The organism is Ruegeria sp. BG9 (assembly GCF_056538305.1).
On the sequence record NZ_JBQFSY010000001.1, the window covers coordinates 588004 to 605994 of the forward strand.

The following is a 17991-nucleotide window of genomic DNA, read 5'->3' on the forward strand; positions in this document are numbered from 1 at the left end:
GGGCCTCCGATCACTCTTAGCTGGTAATTGCAAAGTCAGAACGCAAAAGGCTCCGGCCTATACCGGAGCCTTTTTTTACATCAGTCGTCGGGTCTTTAGTAAACCTCGACCTCACTGCCCGGCTGCGCCGCAACCTTGAGCAGTTTGAAAACATAGTCAGCCGCCGAACGGAAGCAGACAATGCGCAGGGTCTCGGCGTCGTCCATCCAGAAGGCACCAGCCACCTGAGCCAGACGCGAACGGCGAATTTGGCCGGGTTGGAAAGCCGCAGGCGACAGATCGACCGGAGCAACCTTGCCCAGAACTTCGCGCGCGTTGCTGCCCGAGACTGTGAACACCGCACGGGCGTCCGAGACATTGACGGCCAGCGCATGCGTACCGCCAAGTGCGTTGGTCATCTCGGCCAGTTTTGCCTCGACCTCGGCATAGGGCACAAGCACCAGCAGCTCGTCGGTGGACATCCAGCACACGCCGGTATCGCCATCGACCAGAGCCTCGCGCTGGCCGGGCATTTTCTGCCCGGTTGCATCCTTGACCGCCTTGGCCAGCACCTTGTCGGACAGATCGCCGCGCAGGGTGATCATGCCCTGCAGGCCGACCTCGGCCACCTTCGCGATGCCGTCATAGCTGGCGTGGTTCAGTGCGCTGATGGGTTCAGACATTCTGCTTCTCCCCGTCCTTGTCGTAGAAGATCGGATCGACGATCTTGGCTTTGTAGGTTTTGCCATCGGTTCCCGGGAACTCGACAATCTCGCCCATGCGGTCAGGACCATGCTTTATCAGACCCATGGCGATGCCTTTGTCCAGATTGGACGAGTAATAGGTCGATGTCACACGCCCGATCATGTTGCGCTGACCGTTGGCATTGACGCCCTCGCCCACCGCATAGGCACCGTCCGGCAGAACCGATCCATCCACAGTCTCCAGACCGACCAGTTTCCAACGCTCTGGATCGGCCATATGGGTCCGCGAATGGGCGCGTTTCCCGAGGTAATCCTCTTTCTTCTTGGACAGCGCCCAGTGCAGCCCCAGATCCTGCGGGATCACGGTGCCGTCGGTCTCGTCGCCGATCATGATGAAGCCCTTCTCGGCCCGCAGGATGTGCAGGCATTCGGTGCCGTAAGGCATCACGCCGAACTCTTTGCCCGCGTCAATCAGAGCGTCCCAGAACGCCTGGCCCTGGCTTGCAGGGACCGCGATCTCATAGGACAGCTCACCCGAGAACGAGATGCGGTAGGCCCGCGCGTCGAACGCGCCAATCTTACCGTCACGCCATTCCATGAAGGGCAGCGCCTCCTTCGAAACGTCCATGCCGCCACCGGCTTGAGCATTCAGCTTCTCCAGTACCTTGCGGGCGTTGGGGCCAACCACGGCGACCTGGGCGTATTGCTCGGTCACGTTCGCGACATAGACTTTCCAGTCCCACCATTCGGTTTGTAGCCATTCTTCCATGTGACCATGGATGCGCTCGGCACCCCCGGTGGTGGTGTGGCATAGCCATGTGTCCTCGTCGATGCGGGCAACAACACCGTCGTCGATCAGGAAGCCGTTCTCTGAACACATCAGGCCATAGCGACATTTGCCAACCTTCAGCGTGGACATCATGTTGGTGTACATCATGTCCAGGAACTTGCCCGCATCGGGGCCTTTGACGATCAGTTTACCCAGTGTCGAGGCGTCCAGCAGGCCAAGGTTCTCACGGGTGTTCTTCACCTCACGATTCACCGCGTCATGCACGGACTCACCAGGACGGACATAGGCATAGGTCCGGCGCCAATGGCCGACCGGCTCCCAGTCTGCGCCATTCTGGTCGTGCCAGTTGTGCATCGGGGTCTGGCGGATCGGTTGGAACACCTCACCACGTGCTTCACCACCAATCGACGCCAGCGAGATAGGCGTATAGGGCGGGCGGAACGTCGTGGTACCGACCTTCGGAATCTCGGAATCCAGCGCATCAGCAAGGATCGCCAAGCCGTTGATATTGCTCAACTTACCCTGATCGGTCGCCATACCCAGCGTGGTGTAACGCTTGGTGTGTTCGACGCTTTCATAACCTTCGAGTGCAGCCAGCTGAACGTCCGAGACCTTCACGTCGTTCTGGAAGTCCAACCACGATTTCATGCGCAGCTGGATGTCCGCATTCGCAGGCATCAGCCAAACAGCCGCCATCGGAGCCTCGGTCGTCGTTTCGCCTGTAGGAGCCTTGGTGCGTTTTGCCTTGTAGCCGGCCGCCTTCGCCGCTGTTTTACCTGCAGCGTCCGCGTCGGTCAGAACGTCACCGAGAGCCAGCGGACCGTTGGACGAACCCGCGGCGATCACGAAGCCTTCACCGTCTGCACCCAGCGGAGGACGTTCAGGGTCAGGACGGAAATGGGCGTTCGCCTCATCCCAGATCAGCTTGCCGCCGCAATGCGACCACATGTGAACAACCGGAGACCAGCCGCCCGACATGGCGACTGCATCGCATTCGACCTCTTCCCGCGCACCACCGATGCCTTCCTGGTTGCACAGCGCAACTTTTTTGACGCGCTTGCCGCCCTTGACCTTGGCGATGGCCTTGCCGGGATCGACACGGATGCCCAGTTGGCGCGCCTCTTCCGCCAGAGGTCCGGCGCTTGCGCGCGCATCGACCACGCGTAGAACATCCACACCGGCTTTCTTGAGGGCAATTGCAGTGCGATAGGCGTCGTCGTTGTTGGTCGCAACGATCACGCGGTCGCCGGGGGTCACGCCCCAGTTCACCACATAATCCCGCATAGCCGAGGCCAACATCACGCCCGGAACATCGTTACCCGCGAAAGACAGCGGACGCTCAATCGCGCCGGTTGCTGTCACGACCTGTTTGGTACGGATGCGCCACAGGCGATGACGGGGGCCTTGCACGCCGGGAGTGTGGTCCGTCAGGCGTTCGTAGCCGAGTACGTAACCGTGGTCATAAACCCCTGCCCCCATGCAGCGATTGCGCAGGATGACGTTGTCCATTGTTTCGAGTTCAGAAACTAATTGTTCCACGAACTTATCCACAGGCTCACCGTCGATCGTGCCGCCATCAACCGGAGCACGACCACCCCAATGCGCAGTCTGCTCGATCAGCATGACCCTGGCACCGGATTGAGCTGCCGTTTTGGCCGCCTGCAGACCGGCAACACCACCACCGATCACCAGTACATCGGTGAAGTGGTAGAAATGCTCGTAGGTGTCTGCGTCACGGTTGTCCTTGTCGGGCGCTTTGCCCAGACCAGCGGACTGACGGATGAAAGGCTCGTAGACGTGTTTCCAGAACGGTTTCGGGTGGATGAACATCTTGTAGTAGAAGCCCGCCGGCAGGAAGCGCGACAGATGGGTGTTGATCGACCCGATGTCGAACTCGAGGTTCGGCCAGTGGTTCTGCGACACAGACGTCAGACCGTTGAACAACTCGGTCGTGGTGGCGCGCTGGTTCGGTTCAAACCGGTTGCCTTCGCCCAAACCGACCAGAGCGTTCGGCTCTTCCGCGCCACTGGCAACGACGCCACGCGGACGGTGATACTTGAACGACCGGCCCATCATCATCTGGTCGTTGGCCAACAGGGCGGATGCAAGGGTATCGCCTTCGTAGCCCTGCATCGAGGTGCCGTTGAAGGTAAAAGTAACCTGTTTCGACCGGTCAATCAGCCGGCCTTGATTTGCGAGACGGGTGCTCATGTTGCGGACCTTTCGCAGGCGGAATTACGGATGGCTGGGCGGATCATTTAAACTCTCTCCACGTCCAGCCGGGACGCTTGGCTGTGATCGCGTCCTTGATCTCTTGCGGTGGCTCGGTGGTCTGGGCCGGATATGTGCCGAACACCTCAAGCGTGTTGGTGCAGCGCGCCGCGTGGAACCACTTGCCACAACCATTTGCGTGGCGCCAACGTTCGAAATGAACGCCTTTTGGGTTCTCACGCATGAACAGGTAGTCGTGGAATTCATCATCCGACGAGCCTGGACCAAAGCGCTTCAGATGCGCTTCGCCGCCAGCGGCCAGTTCAGTTTCTTCGGCATCGACGCCGCAATAGGGGCAATTCAGGATCAGCATCGTGCCACTCCTCGCTTGAAATTTTGCAACCACAGGCCCAAGTGCTCAGTATGGATATTGGACCAATTCTTACGCTCACCATTGCGATCTTTGTTTTCGTCGCAGGCTGCTGGCTTTTTTTGAGAAGACAAACTCACAAAAAGCCATTGGAACAAACTCATACGCCGCATTCGCCCGGCAGCGGGTACGACCGAGCGGAGGCAATCCGAAACGGTGTAATGGGTGACAACGGGCATGATCGTTAACCCCAACCGAAAGCATGTTTCCGGTTTAACCATCAGTGCGCCACCCCGGCGGCGACGCTTTCGTCGATGAAGCGACCCTCTTTGAAGCGGTCCATCGAGAAGGCCTCGGTCAGTGGTGAATGACCTGTCGCCATCAGCTGTGCCATACCCCAGCCCGAGCCCGGAATGGCCTTGAAGCCACCGGTTCCCCAACCTGCGTTGATGAAACAGCCCTGAAGCGGCGTTTTCGACAGGATCGGAGACCGGTCGCCGGTCATATCCACAATCCCGCCCCACTGACGCAGCATTTTCAGGCGCGAGATCATTGGGAAGGTCTCGACCAGTGCGCGGACGGTTTCCTCGATGTGATGGAAGCTGCCACGCTGGGTGAAGTTGTTGAACCCGTCGGTACCGCCGCCGATCACCATCTCGCCCTTGTCGGACTGCGACATGTAGCCGTGAACAGTGTTGGCCATCACGACCACGTCCATGCAGGGCTTGATCGGCTCGGACACCAGGGCCTGCAGCGCAACGGCTTCCAGCGGCAAGCGGAAGCCTGCCATCTCGGCCAGCTGTCCGGAATGGCCCGCAACCACGATCCCCAGCTTGTCGCAGTCGATCGCGCCCTTGGTTGTATCAACGCCAACAACGCGACCATTGTCCGAGCGTACGCCGGTGACTTCGCATTTCTGAATGATGTCCATGCCCATGGCCGAACAGGCGCGTGCATAGCCCCAAGCCACTGCATCGTGACGCGCAGTGCCGCCGCGTTCCTGCCAAAGGCCACCCAGAACCGGATAGCGCGGACCGTCCAGATTGATGATCGGCACCAGCTCTTTCACGCGTTCGGGTCCGATCCACTCGGTCTTCACGCCCTGCAGCGCGTTGGCATGCGCCGTGCGCTGGTAGCCGCGAATTTCGTGCTGGGTCTGCGCCAGCATGATCACGCCGCGCGGGCTGAACATGATGTTATAGTTCAGGTCCTGACTCAGGTCCTCATAGAGGCCCCGCGCCTTTTCATAGAGCGCCGCTGAAGGATCCTGCAGGTAGTTCGACCGGATGATGGTCGTGTTCCGGCCCGTGTTCCCGCCGCCCAGCCATCCTTTTTCGATGATGGCGACGTTCTGGATGCCGTAGTTTTTACCAAGGTAGTAGGCGGTCGCCAGACCATGCCCCCCGGCACCGACGATGATGACGTCGTATTTTTTCTTTGGCTCGGGCGAGCGCCATGCGCGCTCCCATCCGGTGTGATAGCGCAACGCTTCGCGCGCGACAGCAAAGGCTGAATAGTGTTTCATAAGCGAATCCATCCGGTTCGGTGATTGGCGCAGGTATGCCGCGTCGACCGGGTATATCCACGCCGGTCAACGCCGCAATATAGCACTATTGCGACATGTGGCACATTCGCGGCCATTTGTCCCTTTTTTTAGGCGGCCCGCAGGTCTAAGTCAGGGCAGAATTTCAGGAGAGAGCATGACGTTCTGGGTCATTTCATGTCTGATCGCGCTGCTGGTCGCAGGGTTCCTCGGCTACACGCTTTTGCGCGGCCGCCGCGCGGACGAGCCAACCGCAGCCTACGATCTGCGCGTCTACCGCGAACAACTGGCCGGTGTGGACCGTGATCTGGCCCGTGGTGTCATTGGCGAAGCCGATGCCGAAAGGGTCCGCACCGAGATCTCACGCCGCATTCTGGCAGCAGACGCCCAGATGCAGGGCGACCGGGCAACCTCAGGCCCGTCGCGTGGGGTTTCCGTCGTCACCATCGCGATCGTAATGCTGATCGTGATCGGCGGCGCGCTGGCGGTGTATTACCGAACCGGTGCTGTCGGCTTGCCCGATCAACCCCTGACAGCACGGCTGGCACTGGCCGAGGAGGTCCGGACAAACCGCCCAGCGCAAGAAGCGGCCGAAGCCCTTGCCACCCCGCCGCAGCCGCGACAACTGGAAGAAAGCTACGCAACGCTGCTCCAGCAACTGCGCGACACCGTGGCGGCCCGGCCGAATGACCTGCAAGGGCATATCCTGCTGACACAGCACGAAGCCAATGCGGGCAACTTCAAGGCCGCTTATGCCGCGCAGCAACGCGTCATAGAGCTTTCGGGTCAGGCTGCAACAGCCGATGACTACTCGGATCTGGCCGAAAAGATGATCCTTGCAGCAGGCGGCTACATCTCGCCCGAGGCTGAGCAAGTTCTGGCCGCCGCGCTTGAACGTGATCCCCGACACGGCCCGGCGCGCTACTACTGGGGGCAAATGCTGGCCCAGACCGGGCGTCCAGACCTCGCCTATCGTGTCTGGGTCGACACCGCGCGGGATGCGCCAGCGGGCGCTCCTTGGGGTGATGCCATTCGCGCCCAATTGGATGAGCTTGCCTTTCGCGCGGGGGTTTTCAACGGCCCAGACCCCAGCTCATTGGGGCAGCCCGGCCCAAGTCAGGACGATGTCGCCGCCGCAGCCGAGATAACCCCGGAAGAACGGCAAGAGATGATCCAAGGCATGGTTGACCGTCTGTCTGATCGCCTGGCGACTGAGGGCGGTCCTCCTCAGGACTGGGCGCGCCTGATCGCGGCGCTTGGCGTTTTGGGTCAGGCCCAGCGTGCAATAGATATTCGCGACGAAGCCGAGATCCTCTTTGCCGACAACCCCGAGGCGCTTGAGATGATCGACGCAGCCGCCCTGCAAGCCGGTATTGCCCAATGATCCACGACGATTTTGAGGGTTTCGCCGCTTCCCTGTCGCCGATGACGGCGCTTATGGGGCTGGATCTGGGTGAAAAGACCATCGGCGTGGCGGTCTCGGACCGGATGCGCGGGGTGGCCAGCCCTCTGGAGACCGTGCGCCGCAAGAAATTCACCGTCGATTCCGCGCGCTTGCTTGAGTTGATCAAGGATCGCGAGATAGGCGGCGTCATCCTCGGGCTACCAAAAAACATGGACGGTTCCGAAGGCCCCCGTTGCCAATCTACCCGTGCCTTTGCCCGCAACTTAACCCGTCTGACCGACTGCCCCATCGGCTTTTGGGACGAGCGTCTGAGCACAGTTGCGGCAGAAAAGGCACTTTTAGAGGCGGATACGACACGAAAACGTCGCGGACAGGTTATTGATCACGTTGCAGCAGGGTATATCTTGCAGGGAGCGCTGGACAGGCTGCGCTTTTTGTAACGGGTCGGAGACCACGAATGACGAACATGGTTTGGCAGCGCGATGAGGTCGAAAGCCCCTGTGTACGAATCTGTGTTGTCCACCCGACAGAACAGATTTGCACCGGCTGTTACCGCACCCTTGATGAGATCGCGCGTTGGTCCCGCATGGACAGCAGCGAACGCGCCGAAATCATGGAGGCTCTGCCCGCCCGCAAACCACGCCTTGCCAAACGGCGCGGCGGGCGTTCGGCCCGCCTGAAAAGCTGACCGCTCAGTCCACCGGGCTGGTTTCATCCTTTGATTTGTCACACCTGCCCTGTTGTCGGGTCGCGAGTTCATCCTTGAACAGGTCTGAGTATTCGGACCGGCTGGTTCTTGGATGTTTTGCAGGCCGTTCCATCTTGGTATCGACAGTCACGGGTTGCGCGTGATCTTGCAGCTTGGAAAAGCGTCGTAGAAAGCTTTTGAAAGACATTAAGAACCAATCAATTAAGTGTGCCTGCTGCGGGCCGGACGCACGCCTCGAAAAATGCGAGGCGAAAGCCGGTTCCGTGAGTGAGTGGCGACCCGCAGCGGCACGGTCTGGCTAAAGAGTTTTCAGCCGGAACGACGAAGAAAACGCCTTCCGTTGTATATTCATTGACTCAGCAATCAATAAACTTATCGCAAAGTGACCCTACGTCATTTTTCGTGACAGGTCGGGTTTTGAAGCCCACAAGTTGTGAAACGGGCAGATGTGGGCGTGGTCCGCTGGGGTAATTCGGGGGAACCGTTTCCCTCACGAGACATCAGCGTGTTTCAATCCATTCCGCGACGCCGTTGGCGCATTCGGGGCGGAAATAGGCAATCATCCGTCCATCCGGCCCGGCGGTCGCCCCATCTGGCCATGGCGCGACTCCGTGAAGGCAATGGCGGTGCAGCAGATAGGCCTCGCCAGGTTTGGCAGGCAATTCGATCCTTGGGCAGGTCTCGAACACCTCGCGGCGGGTCGCTTGATAGATGTCGGTGATGTCGACCTTGCTCAGATCGGTCTGGGACTGATCCGCAAAAGCCGCTCTAAAGGCCTCGCCCAATGGGATATGACTACCTTCCCACAACACCATGGGCGAGGCATCGGGGCTGGCTTCCGACAGGGGAATGCCCAAAATCCACGCATGCGGTTCATCCACGCGACGACGACGCTCCGGCCCCATAGGTCGTAACCCGTCCACATGGGCCGCGTCGCGATTGCGCCTGTAGCGCCCGGCGGCCTCGCTTTCACCCTTCCGAGGGCGAGGATAGCCCGGATAGATGATCGACACCTGCCCGAGATGCAGCGGCAATGCGCCCAGATGCGCGGAGATGAAATCCATGGCCATCCCGGACAGCGGTTTTGACGACCCAACCTGCCCAAATTCATCATTGGGCAAGGCATCGACGCCAATGAACCAAGTGCCCTCACAATCCAGCCACTCGGCATGTTCAGGTGCCGTCGCGGACCGCTGAGCGGCGGGCAGAACCTGCCCAACCCATTCTGCTAGGGCGGGGTCGAACGGGAATTTGGCCCACCCCTTCGCCCAGAAATCCTCTACCATCCCAACGCCTTCCGCAGCATGTTCAAAGCGACCAGTGTCAGGAATAGTGCAAAGACCCTCTTGAGCGGCTTCGGGTCCATCGCATGAGCGAGTTTGACGCCCCACGGGGCGGTGATCATCGTCATCGCGACTACTATCCCGAAGGCCACAAGGTTCACGGCCCCGATCGTCAGCGGAGGCCTGTGTTCAGGGGCGATCTCCAGAAACAGAAAGCCCAGCACCGACGGCACGGCGATGGTCACTCCGAACCCTGCAGCCGTTGCCACGGCCCGGTGGATGGGCGTGTTGTAGAGGCTCATGAGGGGGACGCCGAAACTGCCACCACCGATTCCCATAAGTACCGACAGGAAGCCTACGGATGGGGAAAGAACCGCGCGCTTGATCCCCTTGGGCATCGCATCCCCCAAGCGCCACTCCGAACGGCCAAAACCCAGATACGCACCAATCACCATGCCCAGAACGCCGAACAGCGCCTGCAAGGCTTCAGTCCGCAGGGCCGAGGCGACCAGCACGCCAACAACCGCCCCTACGACGATGCCGGGCCCCCAGCCTCGCAGGATCTGCCAATCGACTGCGCCTTTCTTGTTATGGGCCAGCACCGACCGGATCGAGGTTACGATTATCGTCGCCAGCGAGGTCGCCAGACATAGCTGCATCAACTGCGGCCCACCATATCCAAGCGTTTGGAACGCATAGAAAAACGCGGGCACAAGCACGATGCCTCCGCCAACGCCGAGCAGCCCTGCCAAAACGCCCGCAAGTGCGCCAATTACAAGCAAAAGGCCCAGCATCTGGGCCAGCAACATCGTCTCGGGCATCTTCCCCCCAAACCGGTCAGAGACCGGGCTTCATTCGTTCAAACCTCGGCCAGAGGCGCCACGTGATCGAGCGCCTTCAGCATCACTTCGGGCCCTGCCCCATCCCGCACCGCCCCTTCTGACAGCGCGCGCCGCCAAGCCCGTGCGCCGGGGCGACCGGCAAAGAGGCCAAGCATATGCCGCGTGATCTGGTGCAAACGCCCTCCGTTGACAAGGTGCTGCTCGATATAGGGCACCATTTGCCGGGCCACTTCGATCGGGTCCCGAGCGTTGCCGCTCTGGTAAATTCGCATATCCGCTTCGGAGAGGATGTCAGAAGGCTGATGATAGGCCGCCCGTCCAATCATCACCCCGTCCAGCCCGGCCTCCAGATGCGTCTGCGCCTCGTCCAACGAGGTGATGCCGCCATTGATCGAAATGTGAAGATCCGCGAAATCAGCCTTCATCTGATGAACGAGGTCATAGTCGAGCGGAGGGATATCGCGGTTCTCTTTCGGGCTGAGCCCCTGTAGCCACGCCTTGCGCGCGTGGATCGTCACCCGTCGGCACCCGGCCTGCTGTATCTTGTCCAGAAAGTCCGGCAGCACGTCGCGCGGTTCCTGATCATCCACGCCAATCCGGCATTTGACGGTCACATCGACCGAGACGGCCGCACGCATGGCGGCCACGCAGTCGGCGACACGCGCGGGGTCTTTCATCAACACAGCCCCAAACGTGCCCGATTGCACCCGATCCGAGGGGCAGCCGCAATTCAGGTTGATCTCATCGTACCCAGCTTCGGCCCCAAGCCGCGCGGCCTGCGCCAGTTCCTCTGGGTCCGAGCCGCCAAGCTGCAATGCAACGAGATGTTCCTGCGGGCTATAGTCCAACAGATGCAGCGCCCCACCACGCACCAACGCGGGCGCAGTGACCATCTCGGTGTAAAGCAGCGCGTGCTCACTCAGAAGCCGATGCAGAAACCGGCAATGGCGGTCGGTCCAATCCATCATGGGTGCCACGCTTAAACGCGCTGCTCGGTCCAAGTTTTTCACGTTTTTCTCTGTCAACTGACAAATCCCGGTCTGTGCCTGCGTGTGGCTATCACAGCGGGACGGCAAACTTGAGTCACATTTTGCGGCCCGAAGCCTCCTATTCGCTTGCGCGCTGAACGGGTTGTGCGTTTCATACGACCAAACGCGGCGACGCGACACAGGTGCTTGAGAGAAACACAAGCCAAAACAACAGGAAGGACCCGGCCATGAATAGCGTAGAGGTGATCGAAACCGTCTGGATTCCGATGCCCGATGGCACGCAATTGGCCGCGCGTCTCTGGTTGCCACCCAATGCGCGCGAGACTCCGGTGCCCTGCCTGTTGGAATACATCCCCTATCGTCGCCGAGATCGTACGCGCCTGCGCGATGAAACCATGCATCCGCGCTTTGCCGAGGCTGGCTATGCCTCAATTCGGGTGGATATTCGCGGCAACGGCGATAGCGGTGGGCTGGCCGAGGATGAATACTCGCACCAGGAAACGCAGGACGGCGTTGATGTCATCGCGTGGCTGGCAGACCAGCCGTGGTGCGACGGCAATGTCGGCATGTTTGGCAAAAGTTGGGGGGCCTACAACTCATTTCAGGTTGCAGCCAAACGCCCCCCTGCGCTGAAAGCCATCGCGCCGGTGATGGGTTGCGACGACCGCTGGCGCGAAGACATCCATTTCTACGGAGGCGTGCTGGCTGGCGACAATTTCTGGTGGGGCTCGATCATGCAATTGCTGAACGCCTTCCCGCCCGACCCTGAAATCGTGGGCGAGGACAAGTGGCGCATCCTCTGGCGTGAACGGCTTGAGGCGATGGGGTTCTGGCCTGCCATGTGGCTGGAACACCAGACTCATGACGAGATGTGGCGGCGCGGCTCGATCTGCGAGGACTATGACGCCATCAACGTGCCCGTCTACTATTTCGGCGGCTGGGCAGATCTGTATCGCGACACGCCGTTCCGTATTTCGGAACACCTGAATGTGCCAGTCAAGGTGATGATGGGCCCGTGGTCGCATCTCTACCCGCATGAGGGTAAGCCCACCCCTCAGGTCGATTTCATCGCCGAGGTCCTGCGATTCTGGGACTATTGGCTGAAGGGGATCGACACCGGGATCGCGGACGACCCGCCGCTGCACCTGTATTTGATGGACAGCGCGCGCCCCGCTGGAACGCAAACACACCGCCCCGGGCGCTGGGTCGAGGAGCCCAGTTGGCCCTCACCCAATGTCTCGAACGAGACCTATTGGCTGAACGCGGGGTCGCTGGACGCTCAGGCGCAAACAGGCGCGCCGATGCAGATCACCTCGCCGCAGACATTCGGCTCGGCCGGTGGGGTTATGTGTTCTTTCGGTATTCCGGGCGATTTGCCTTTGGATTGTCGGATCGACGCCGCTGGGGCGATGGTGTTCCGCAGTGACACGCTGGAGGCATCGCTGGACATTCTGGGCCAACCTGAAATCGCGCTGCGGGTCAGTGTCGACCAGCCTCAGGCCTTTATCGCAGCCCTGCTGATTGATGAGGCCCCCGACGGCGCGCAGACCCTGATCTCGCGCGGGTTCTTCAACCTGATGCACCGTGACAGTGACACAGAACCAACCACGGTCGTGCCCGGAGAAGAGATGGAGATCTCGATCCAATTGCACGCCATCGGCTACAACGTTCCTGTCGGTCACCGGATCATGGTGCAGCTTGCGACCGCCTATTGGCCCATCTTGTGGCCCGCTCCGACGCCTGTTACCGCGACTGTCGTGCCCGGCTCCTCGGCCTTGTCGTTGCCCGTTCGCACCAATGCGCCGGATGCGCCGGTGCCTCGAGACCTTCCGGTTCCGACCCCGGGTTCGGTACCCGAGACCTCGACCAGAGGTCAGGGCGGATCCGAGACGACGCTGACACGGGACACCCACACCGGCAGACTGACGGAGCGCGTCTTCATTGGTGGCGGCGTCATGGGACCGTCATCAAAGAAGGTGCTCGAAACAGGGACCGAGGTTTCCGATACGTCCGAGCGGATCTACTCCATTCTGCCCGATGATCCCCTATCCGCGATCGCGACCATGCGGCAGGAAACCCGGTTTGAGCGTGGCGATTGGGATGCACGTATCAAGACCTGGTCTCAGCAGACGGCCACGGTAACCGATTTCGTGCTGAACGCCACGGTCGAATGCTGGGACGGAGACACGCTGTTCTTCAAAACGGAATGGAATCACGTGATCCCGCGCAACGGCATGTAGGGGCGGGTTTGTCCGCCCTATGGCGCTGAACGCTGCGCGGTATCCGGGCCGTATCTGCGCATCATCATCTCGACGCTGTTGTTGATCGTATCCGCCATTTCCTGATGGCTGAGAACCGTGCCCGAGAACAACAGCGGCCAGAACGCCCGCGCCTTGATCAGGCCGATGAATTCACGACCGGCCTGTTCGGGGTCGTCGATCTTCAATTGCCCGTCCGCAGCGGCCTCGCGCAGCATGTCGATGAATGAGGCCGTCTTGTCCAGCTTGCCCTGCGCTTGCTCGGCCAAGGTCGGGTTGCGCAGGATTTCGCTGATCACCATGCGGGACATGGCCATCACATCCGGCAGCATCAGAATTCGCCCCTCGGCCCAGGCCAGCTCAGTCAGTTGCTCGCGAACATCGCGCCCTTTTTCGTACCTGATCTCCAACACTTCCGCAAAGCGGCTGGACAGTTCCGCCACGATTGATCGGAACAGATTTTCCTTGCTTTCGAAATACTTATAGAGCGTCCGCTTGGACACCTCGGCCTGACGTGAAATACGATCCATGCTGGCCGCCGCGAACCCCTTTTCCTGGAATTCGGCCACAGCAGCTTCGATGATCTGTGCATATTTGGACGCATTGGGCGCGCTGATCTCATTCATATCATTGCTATAGACCCATTGACAGCATCGGGTCAAACACTAGGTAAACGCGGGAGTTTACAGGCGCGACTTTCTGTGCCACATGTAAACCCGCCAGTTTACCGACTCAGGTAGCAAGCCAACACGGAGTATCCCCTCATGGCCATCAATCTGAAACTGAACGGCGAGACGCATACTGTCGACGCCGAACCCGGCACGCCCCTGCTCTGGGTGATCCGGGATGAGCTGAAGCTCACCGGAACCAAATTCGGCTGCGGTGTCGCGTCTTGCGGCGCCTGCACCGTGCATCTGAATGGCGAGCCTGTCCGCTCGTGCCAGACTTATATAGAAGACGTCGAAGACGCCGAGATCACCACAATCGAAGCCGTCGGTGAGGACAAGATCGGCGCAGCTGTCCAACAGGCCTGGGTCGAGCTGGATGTGGTTCAGTGCGGCTACTGCCAGTCGGGTCAGGTGATGTCGGCCGTTGGCCTGCTAGCTGAGAACCCCAAGCCCAGCGCAGAGGAAATCGACGCGTACATGTACGGCAACGCCTGCCGCTGTGCCACCTATCAACGTATCCGCGCCGGCATCCAGCGCGCATCTGAAATTCTGGAGGCCTGATCCATGACCATCAACACCTCTCGCCGTGGATTTCTGAAAGGCGCAGCTGCTGCTGGTGCCGTCCTACTGGTTGGCGCGCGTCCGGATGGCGCACTCGCGGCGGCTTCATCCGAGACCGCTCAGTTCAACCCCTTCGTGAAAATTGATGCGGATGGCACCGTAACCGCCATCGTCAAACATTTTGAGAAGGGTCAGGGCCCTGCGACCGGTCTGCCCACGCTGATCGCTGAAGAAATCGGCCTGACAATGGACCAGATCGAATATGAATTCGCGCCCTCTGATCCCAACGTCTACAACAACCTTCTATTCGGCCCCTTCCAAGGCACAGGCGGGTCGACCGCTATGGCGAATTCGTGGCTGCAATACCGTCAGGCCGGTGCTGCCGCACGCGAGATGCTGATCAACGCCGCCGCCCAAAGCTGGGGTGTCGATGCATCGGGCATCACAATCGAAGAAGGCATTGTCAAATCCGGCGACACGTCCGCTCCGATTGCCGAATTCGTGGCCGCAGCTGCTCAGCTGGACGCTCCGGCCGAGCCGCGCCTGAAGGACCCGTCCGAGTTCCGCCTGATCGGCAATGAAGCCGTTCGGCGTAAGGATTCGGCGATCAAGGGTAATGGTCAGGCCATGTATGCCATGGACGTTCACCTGCCCAACCAGATGATCGCCATGATCAAACGCCCCGAATCCAAAGGCGGAATTGCGCTAGGGTTTGACGATAGCGCCTCGGAAGAGGTCAAAGGCTACATCAGTGCTGCGGTTCTGCCCAATCAAGCGGGTGTCGCCGTCTACGCGGAAAATACCTGGGCCGCGATTCAGGCGCGTGATGCGCTTGAGGTCGAATGGGATATGTCGGGCGCTGAAACCCGCGACTCGGATCAGATCAAGGCCGAGATCATGGACGCGCTCGATGCCGAGCCGACCTACAACGTCAACAAGGCTGATTTTACAGCCGTCTCTGCCGCCATCGACGGCGCCGACACGGTGGTTGAGCGGACCTTCTACTTCCCGCTTCTGGCCCATGCGCCGATGGAGCCGCTGAACTGCACCATCGAACAGACTGCAGAGGGCGACATTGTCCTGCATGATGGCGCGCAGATGCCAACTGGCCCTCACATGGCCTACCAGCAGATCTTCGAGCTTCCGGCCGAAAAGATCCATATCAATACGATGCTGGCCGGCGGGTCCTTTGGCCGCCGCGCAACACCTGATGCGGATTATCAGGTCGAAGCCGCACTGGCCTTCGTGGTCACCGACCGCTCTCGCCCAGTCAAACTGGTCTGGACACGTGAAGATGACATTCGCAGCGGTTACTACCGACCTGCCTTTGGTCACAAAGTGCGCGTCGGTCTGGACGGTGAAGGAAACATCGTCGGATGGCACCATCAGATCGCTGGTCAATCGGTTATCAAAGGTACGCCGTTTGAAGCCGTTCTGGTGCATGACGGCATCGACCACAGCTCGGTCGAAGGGGTTTCTGACAGTCCCTACGCCATCCCCGGTATGGCCGTGGGTCTGACGGACACACCGAAAGCGACGACTGTATTGTGGTGGCGTTCGGTCGGGCACACCCACACGGGCTATGCGATGGAGGCCATGATGGACCTGGCCGCCGAGGCCGCCGGTCGCGACCCGGTCGAGTTCCGCCTGGCGCATCTGAGTGATGACAGCAACGCCGATCAGGCCCGCAAGGCTGGAGTTCTGAAGCTGGCGATTGAGAAGGCCGGATGGGGCAACGCTCCGGCCGGGCGCGCGCAGGGGATCGCGGTTCACAAGTCCTTTGGCTCTTACGTGGCTGAGGTGGTCGAGGTTTCTGGCGATCTGGATAGCGGTGTTCGCATCGAAAAAGTCACTTGCGCCGTGGATTGCGGCATTGCGGTGAACCCCGATGTGGTCAAAGCGCAGATCGAAGGCGGTGTCGGCTATGGCATCGGTCACGTCATGCGGGACCAGATCACGCTGACCAGCGGTGCAGTGGACCAGTTCAACTTCCCGGATTACGAGCCTCTGCGGATCGGTGATATCCAGGCGATTGACGTTCATATCGTCCCGTCAGCCGAAGCGCCCACGGGCGTCGGCGAGCCGGGCACACCTCCGTCCGCCCCGGCCCTGGCGAATGCCATCCGCGCGCTCTCGGGCGTGAAGGTCACGACCCTGCCCATGGCGGAAAACGGCGTAACCTTCGTCTGATCCTAAAACACGTGGCGTCGGCGCAATTTGTGCCGACGCCTTTTTCCACCTCTAAAATTTGATCAAATTTCGTGACAAGGCCGTTTGGCTTCGCTACATCTCGGATAACCGAGAGGAGCTACCGCCCCAATGGAACTGATCGCCTTGCACAATTTCCGCGTTGCCGCCTGCGACCTGAACGGTCAGATGCGTGGCAAACGTGTCCCGCCTTCCTATGCCGACAAGCTGAGCAAGGGTGCTGTGCGCATGCCATTCTCGGCCCTGAACGTCGATCTATGGGGCGCGGATATCGACGGAAGCCCCCTCGTGTTCGAAACCGGTGACGCCGATGGCATCCTGCTCCCGACCGAGCGCGGGCCTGTGCCAGTGCCATGGCTTGAAACATCGACCGCCCTGGTTCCCATGAGCCTCTATAACGATGACGGCGTTCCCTTTGAAGGTGACCCGCGCCATGCGCTTGCCTCCGTGCTGTCGCGCTACGCGCAGCGCGGCTGGTCAGTCGTTGCGGCGACCGAGTTGGAATTCACCCTTATCGACGCGTCCGGCCCCCAACCCTTGGCGCCGCTCAACCCGATCACCGGTCGCCGCCTCACGGACGAGGCGGTTCTGTCCGTCGCCGAAATGGACGCGTTCGAGGCGTTCTTCACCGACCTCTATGACGGGTGCGCTGCAATGGGCATCCCCGCGCAAACCGCAATTTCTGAAAGCGGTATCGGTCAATTCGAGATCAACCTCAATCATCAGGACGCCATGCGCTGCGCTGATGATACTTGGCTTTTCAAGGCTTTGACACGCGGTTTGGCCCGTAAACACGGCTTCGCTGCGACCTTCATGTCGAAACCATATGTCGAGGACGCGGGAAACGGGATGCATGTGCATTTCTCGGTCCTGGATCAAGATGAGCGGAACATCTTCGACGATGGAGGGCCCAAGGGCACCGACCTGCTGCGCTCGGCCGTGGCCGGGTGCCTTGCTGCCATGCCCGCCAGCACTCTGATCTTTGCCCCTCATGGGAATTCATACGCACGGCTAGTGCCCAGCGCGCATGCGCCCACCGGTGCAAGCTGGGCCTATGAGAACAGAACCGCTGCCATCCGTATTCCGGGTGGTGCCCCGGTGGCCCGACGTATCGAGCACCGCGTGGCTGGTGGCGACATCAACCCTTACCTGATGCTGAGTGCCGTTCTTGGCGCGGCGCTGGTCGGTATCGAGGACGGCATGGTGCCCCCCGCCCCGATCTCGGGCAATGCTTATGAAATTGACGGCCTGCCTCAGCTGGCTGGCGATTGGTCCGCCGCCATCGCCCTGTTCGAGAGCGACCCGATCATTGCCCGGCTTTTCCCATCGGAATTGATCCGCAATCTGTCGATGACCAAACGGCAGGAAATCGCACGTTTTGCGGACCGCCCCGAGGACGAACACTGGCTAAGCTATCTCGAGGCCGTGTGACCCCCTTGCCCGAAGGCCCGCTCTCGGGTATTTCTGAATT

Annotated in this window: 15 protein-coding genes; 7 read left to right on the forward strand and 8 right to left on the reverse strand. The window is 60.4% G+C overall.

Annotated features, from left to right (window positions below; genetic code table 11):
- Positions 1 to 95 precede the first annotated feature (95 nt).
- The 4 genes from ACR0I8_RS02970 to ACR0I8_RS02985 all read right to left on the reverse strand — a co-directional run bounded on the left by ACR0I8_RS02970 (position 96) and on the right by ACR0I8_RS02985 (position 5579).
- Entirely contained in the window at positions 96 to 662 is a 567-nt protein-coding gene (locus ACR0I8_RS02970) for a sarcosine oxidase subunit gamma family protein (protein WP_170688897.1), read from the reverse strand.
- A complete protein-coding gene (locus ACR0I8_RS02975) occupies positions 655 to 3684 on the reverse strand; it encodes a sarcosine oxidase subunit alpha family protein (protein WP_170688898.1) in 3030 nt (1009 codons plus the stop codon). Before ACR0I8_RS02975 ends, ACR0I8_RS02970 begins: the two co-directional genes overlap by 8 nt.
- 43 nt (positions 3685 to 3727) lie before the next feature.
- Positions 3728 to 4057, reverse strand: coding sequence for a sarcosine oxidase subunit delta (locus ACR0I8_RS02980; protein WP_170374095.1), 330 nt, complete (start codon positions 4055 to 4057; stop codon positions 3728 to 3730).
- 277 nt (positions 4058 to 4334) lie between these two features.
- Positions 4335 to 5579 carry a sarcosine oxidase subunit beta family protein gene (locus ACR0I8_RS02985; RefSeq protein WP_170374096.1) on the reverse strand — a complete coding sequence of 415 codons (1245 nt, stop codon included), beginning with the start codon at positions 5577 to 5579 and terminating at the stop codon, positions 4335 to 4337.
- 175 nt (positions 5580 to 5754) lie between these two features.
- On the opposite strand from ACR0I8_RS02985, the gene ccmI reads away from it, so the two are divergent.
- From ccmI to ACR0I8_RS03000, 3 genes are read left to right on the forward strand one after another with little or no spacing between them, the layout of a single operon-like run.
- A complete protein-coding gene (ccmI, locus tag ACR0I8_RS02990; protein WP_170688899.1) occupies positions 5755 to 6981 on the forward strand; it encodes a c-type cytochrome biogenesis protein CcmI in 1227 nt (408 codons plus the stop codon).
- Positions 6978 to 7442 (forward strand): Holliday junction resolvase RuvX, encoded by a 465-nt coding sequence (ruvX, locus tag ACR0I8_RS02995; protein ID WP_170374098.1) that lies wholly within the window; start codon positions 6978 to 6980, stop codon positions 7440 to 7442. Before ccmI ends, ruvX begins: the two co-directional genes overlap by 4 nt.
- 17 nt (positions 7443 to 7459) lie before the next feature.
- Complete coding sequence (locus ACR0I8_RS03000) at positions 7460 to 7690, forward strand: DUF1289 domain-containing protein (RefSeq protein WP_170374099.1); 231 nt, start codon at positions 7460 to 7462, stop codon at positions 7688 to 7690.
- 521 nt (positions 7691 to 8211) lie between these two features.
- On the opposite strand, the gene ACR0I8_RS03005 is transcribed toward ACR0I8_RS03000, so the two are convergent.
- The 3 genes from ACR0I8_RS03005 to dusA are packed head-to-tail and all read right to left on the reverse strand — an operon-like array spanning position 8212 to position 10846.
- Positions 8212 to 8997, reverse strand: coding sequence for a hypothetical protein (locus tag ACR0I8_RS03005; protein WP_170688900.1), 786 nt, complete (start codon positions 8995 to 8997; stop codon positions 8212 to 8214).
- A complete protein-coding gene (locus ACR0I8_RS03010; RefSeq protein WP_170688901.1) occupies positions 8991 to 9815 on the reverse strand; it encodes a sulfite exporter TauE/SafE family protein in 825 nt (274 codons plus the stop codon). The genes ACR0I8_RS03005 and ACR0I8_RS03010 overlap by 7 nt, the downstream gene beginning before the upstream one ends.
- A gap of 38 nt (positions 9816 to 9853) precedes the next feature.
- Positions 9854 to 10846: a tRNA dihydrouridine(20/20a) synthase DusA gene (gene dusA, locus ACR0I8_RS03015; protein WP_480702713.1), complete on the reverse strand. Its 993-nt coding sequence runs from the start codon at positions 10844 to 10846 to the stop codon at positions 9854 to 9856.
- A 206-nt stretch (positions 10847 to 11052) separates the two neighbouring features.
- Between dusA and ACR0I8_RS03020 the strand changes: the two genes are divergently transcribed.
- Positions 11053 to 13065, forward strand: coding sequence for a CocE/NonD family hydrolase (locus ACR0I8_RS03020; RefSeq protein ID WP_170688903.1), 2013 nt, complete (start codon positions 11053 to 11055; stop codon positions 13063 to 13065).
- Between the two features lie 17 nt (positions 13066 to 13082).
- Here ACR0I8_RS03020 and ACR0I8_RS03025 read toward each other — a convergent pair whose 3' ends face one another.
- Positions 13083 to 13709 carry a TetR/AcrR family transcriptional regulator gene (locus ACR0I8_RS03025; RefSeq protein WP_170688904.1) on the reverse strand — a complete coding sequence of 209 codons (627 nt, stop codon included), beginning with the start codon at positions 13707 to 13709 and terminating at the stop codon, positions 13083 to 13085.
- A gap of 138 nt (positions 13710 to 13847) precedes the next feature.
- On the opposite strand from ACR0I8_RS03025, the gene ACR0I8_RS03030 reads away from it, so the two are divergent.
- From ACR0I8_RS03030 to ACR0I8_RS03040, 3 genes are all read left to right on the forward strand, one after another.
- Entirely contained in the window at positions 13848 to 14312 is a 465-nt protein-coding gene (locus ACR0I8_RS03030) for a (2Fe-2S)-binding protein (protein ID WP_170374105.1), read from the forward strand.
- 3 nt (positions 14313 to 14315) lie between these two features.
- Entirely contained in the window at positions 14316 to 16502 is a 2187-nt protein-coding gene (locus ACR0I8_RS03035; RefSeq protein ID WP_170688905.1) for a xanthine dehydrogenase family protein molybdopterin-binding subunit, read from the forward strand.
- A gap of 129 nt (positions 16503 to 16631) precedes the next feature.
- Positions 16632 to 17951, forward strand: coding sequence for a glutamine synthetase family protein (locus ACR0I8_RS03040; protein WP_170688906.1), 1320 nt, complete (start codon positions 16632 to 16634; stop codon positions 17949 to 17951).
- Positions 17952 to 17991: the final 40 nt, after the last annotated feature.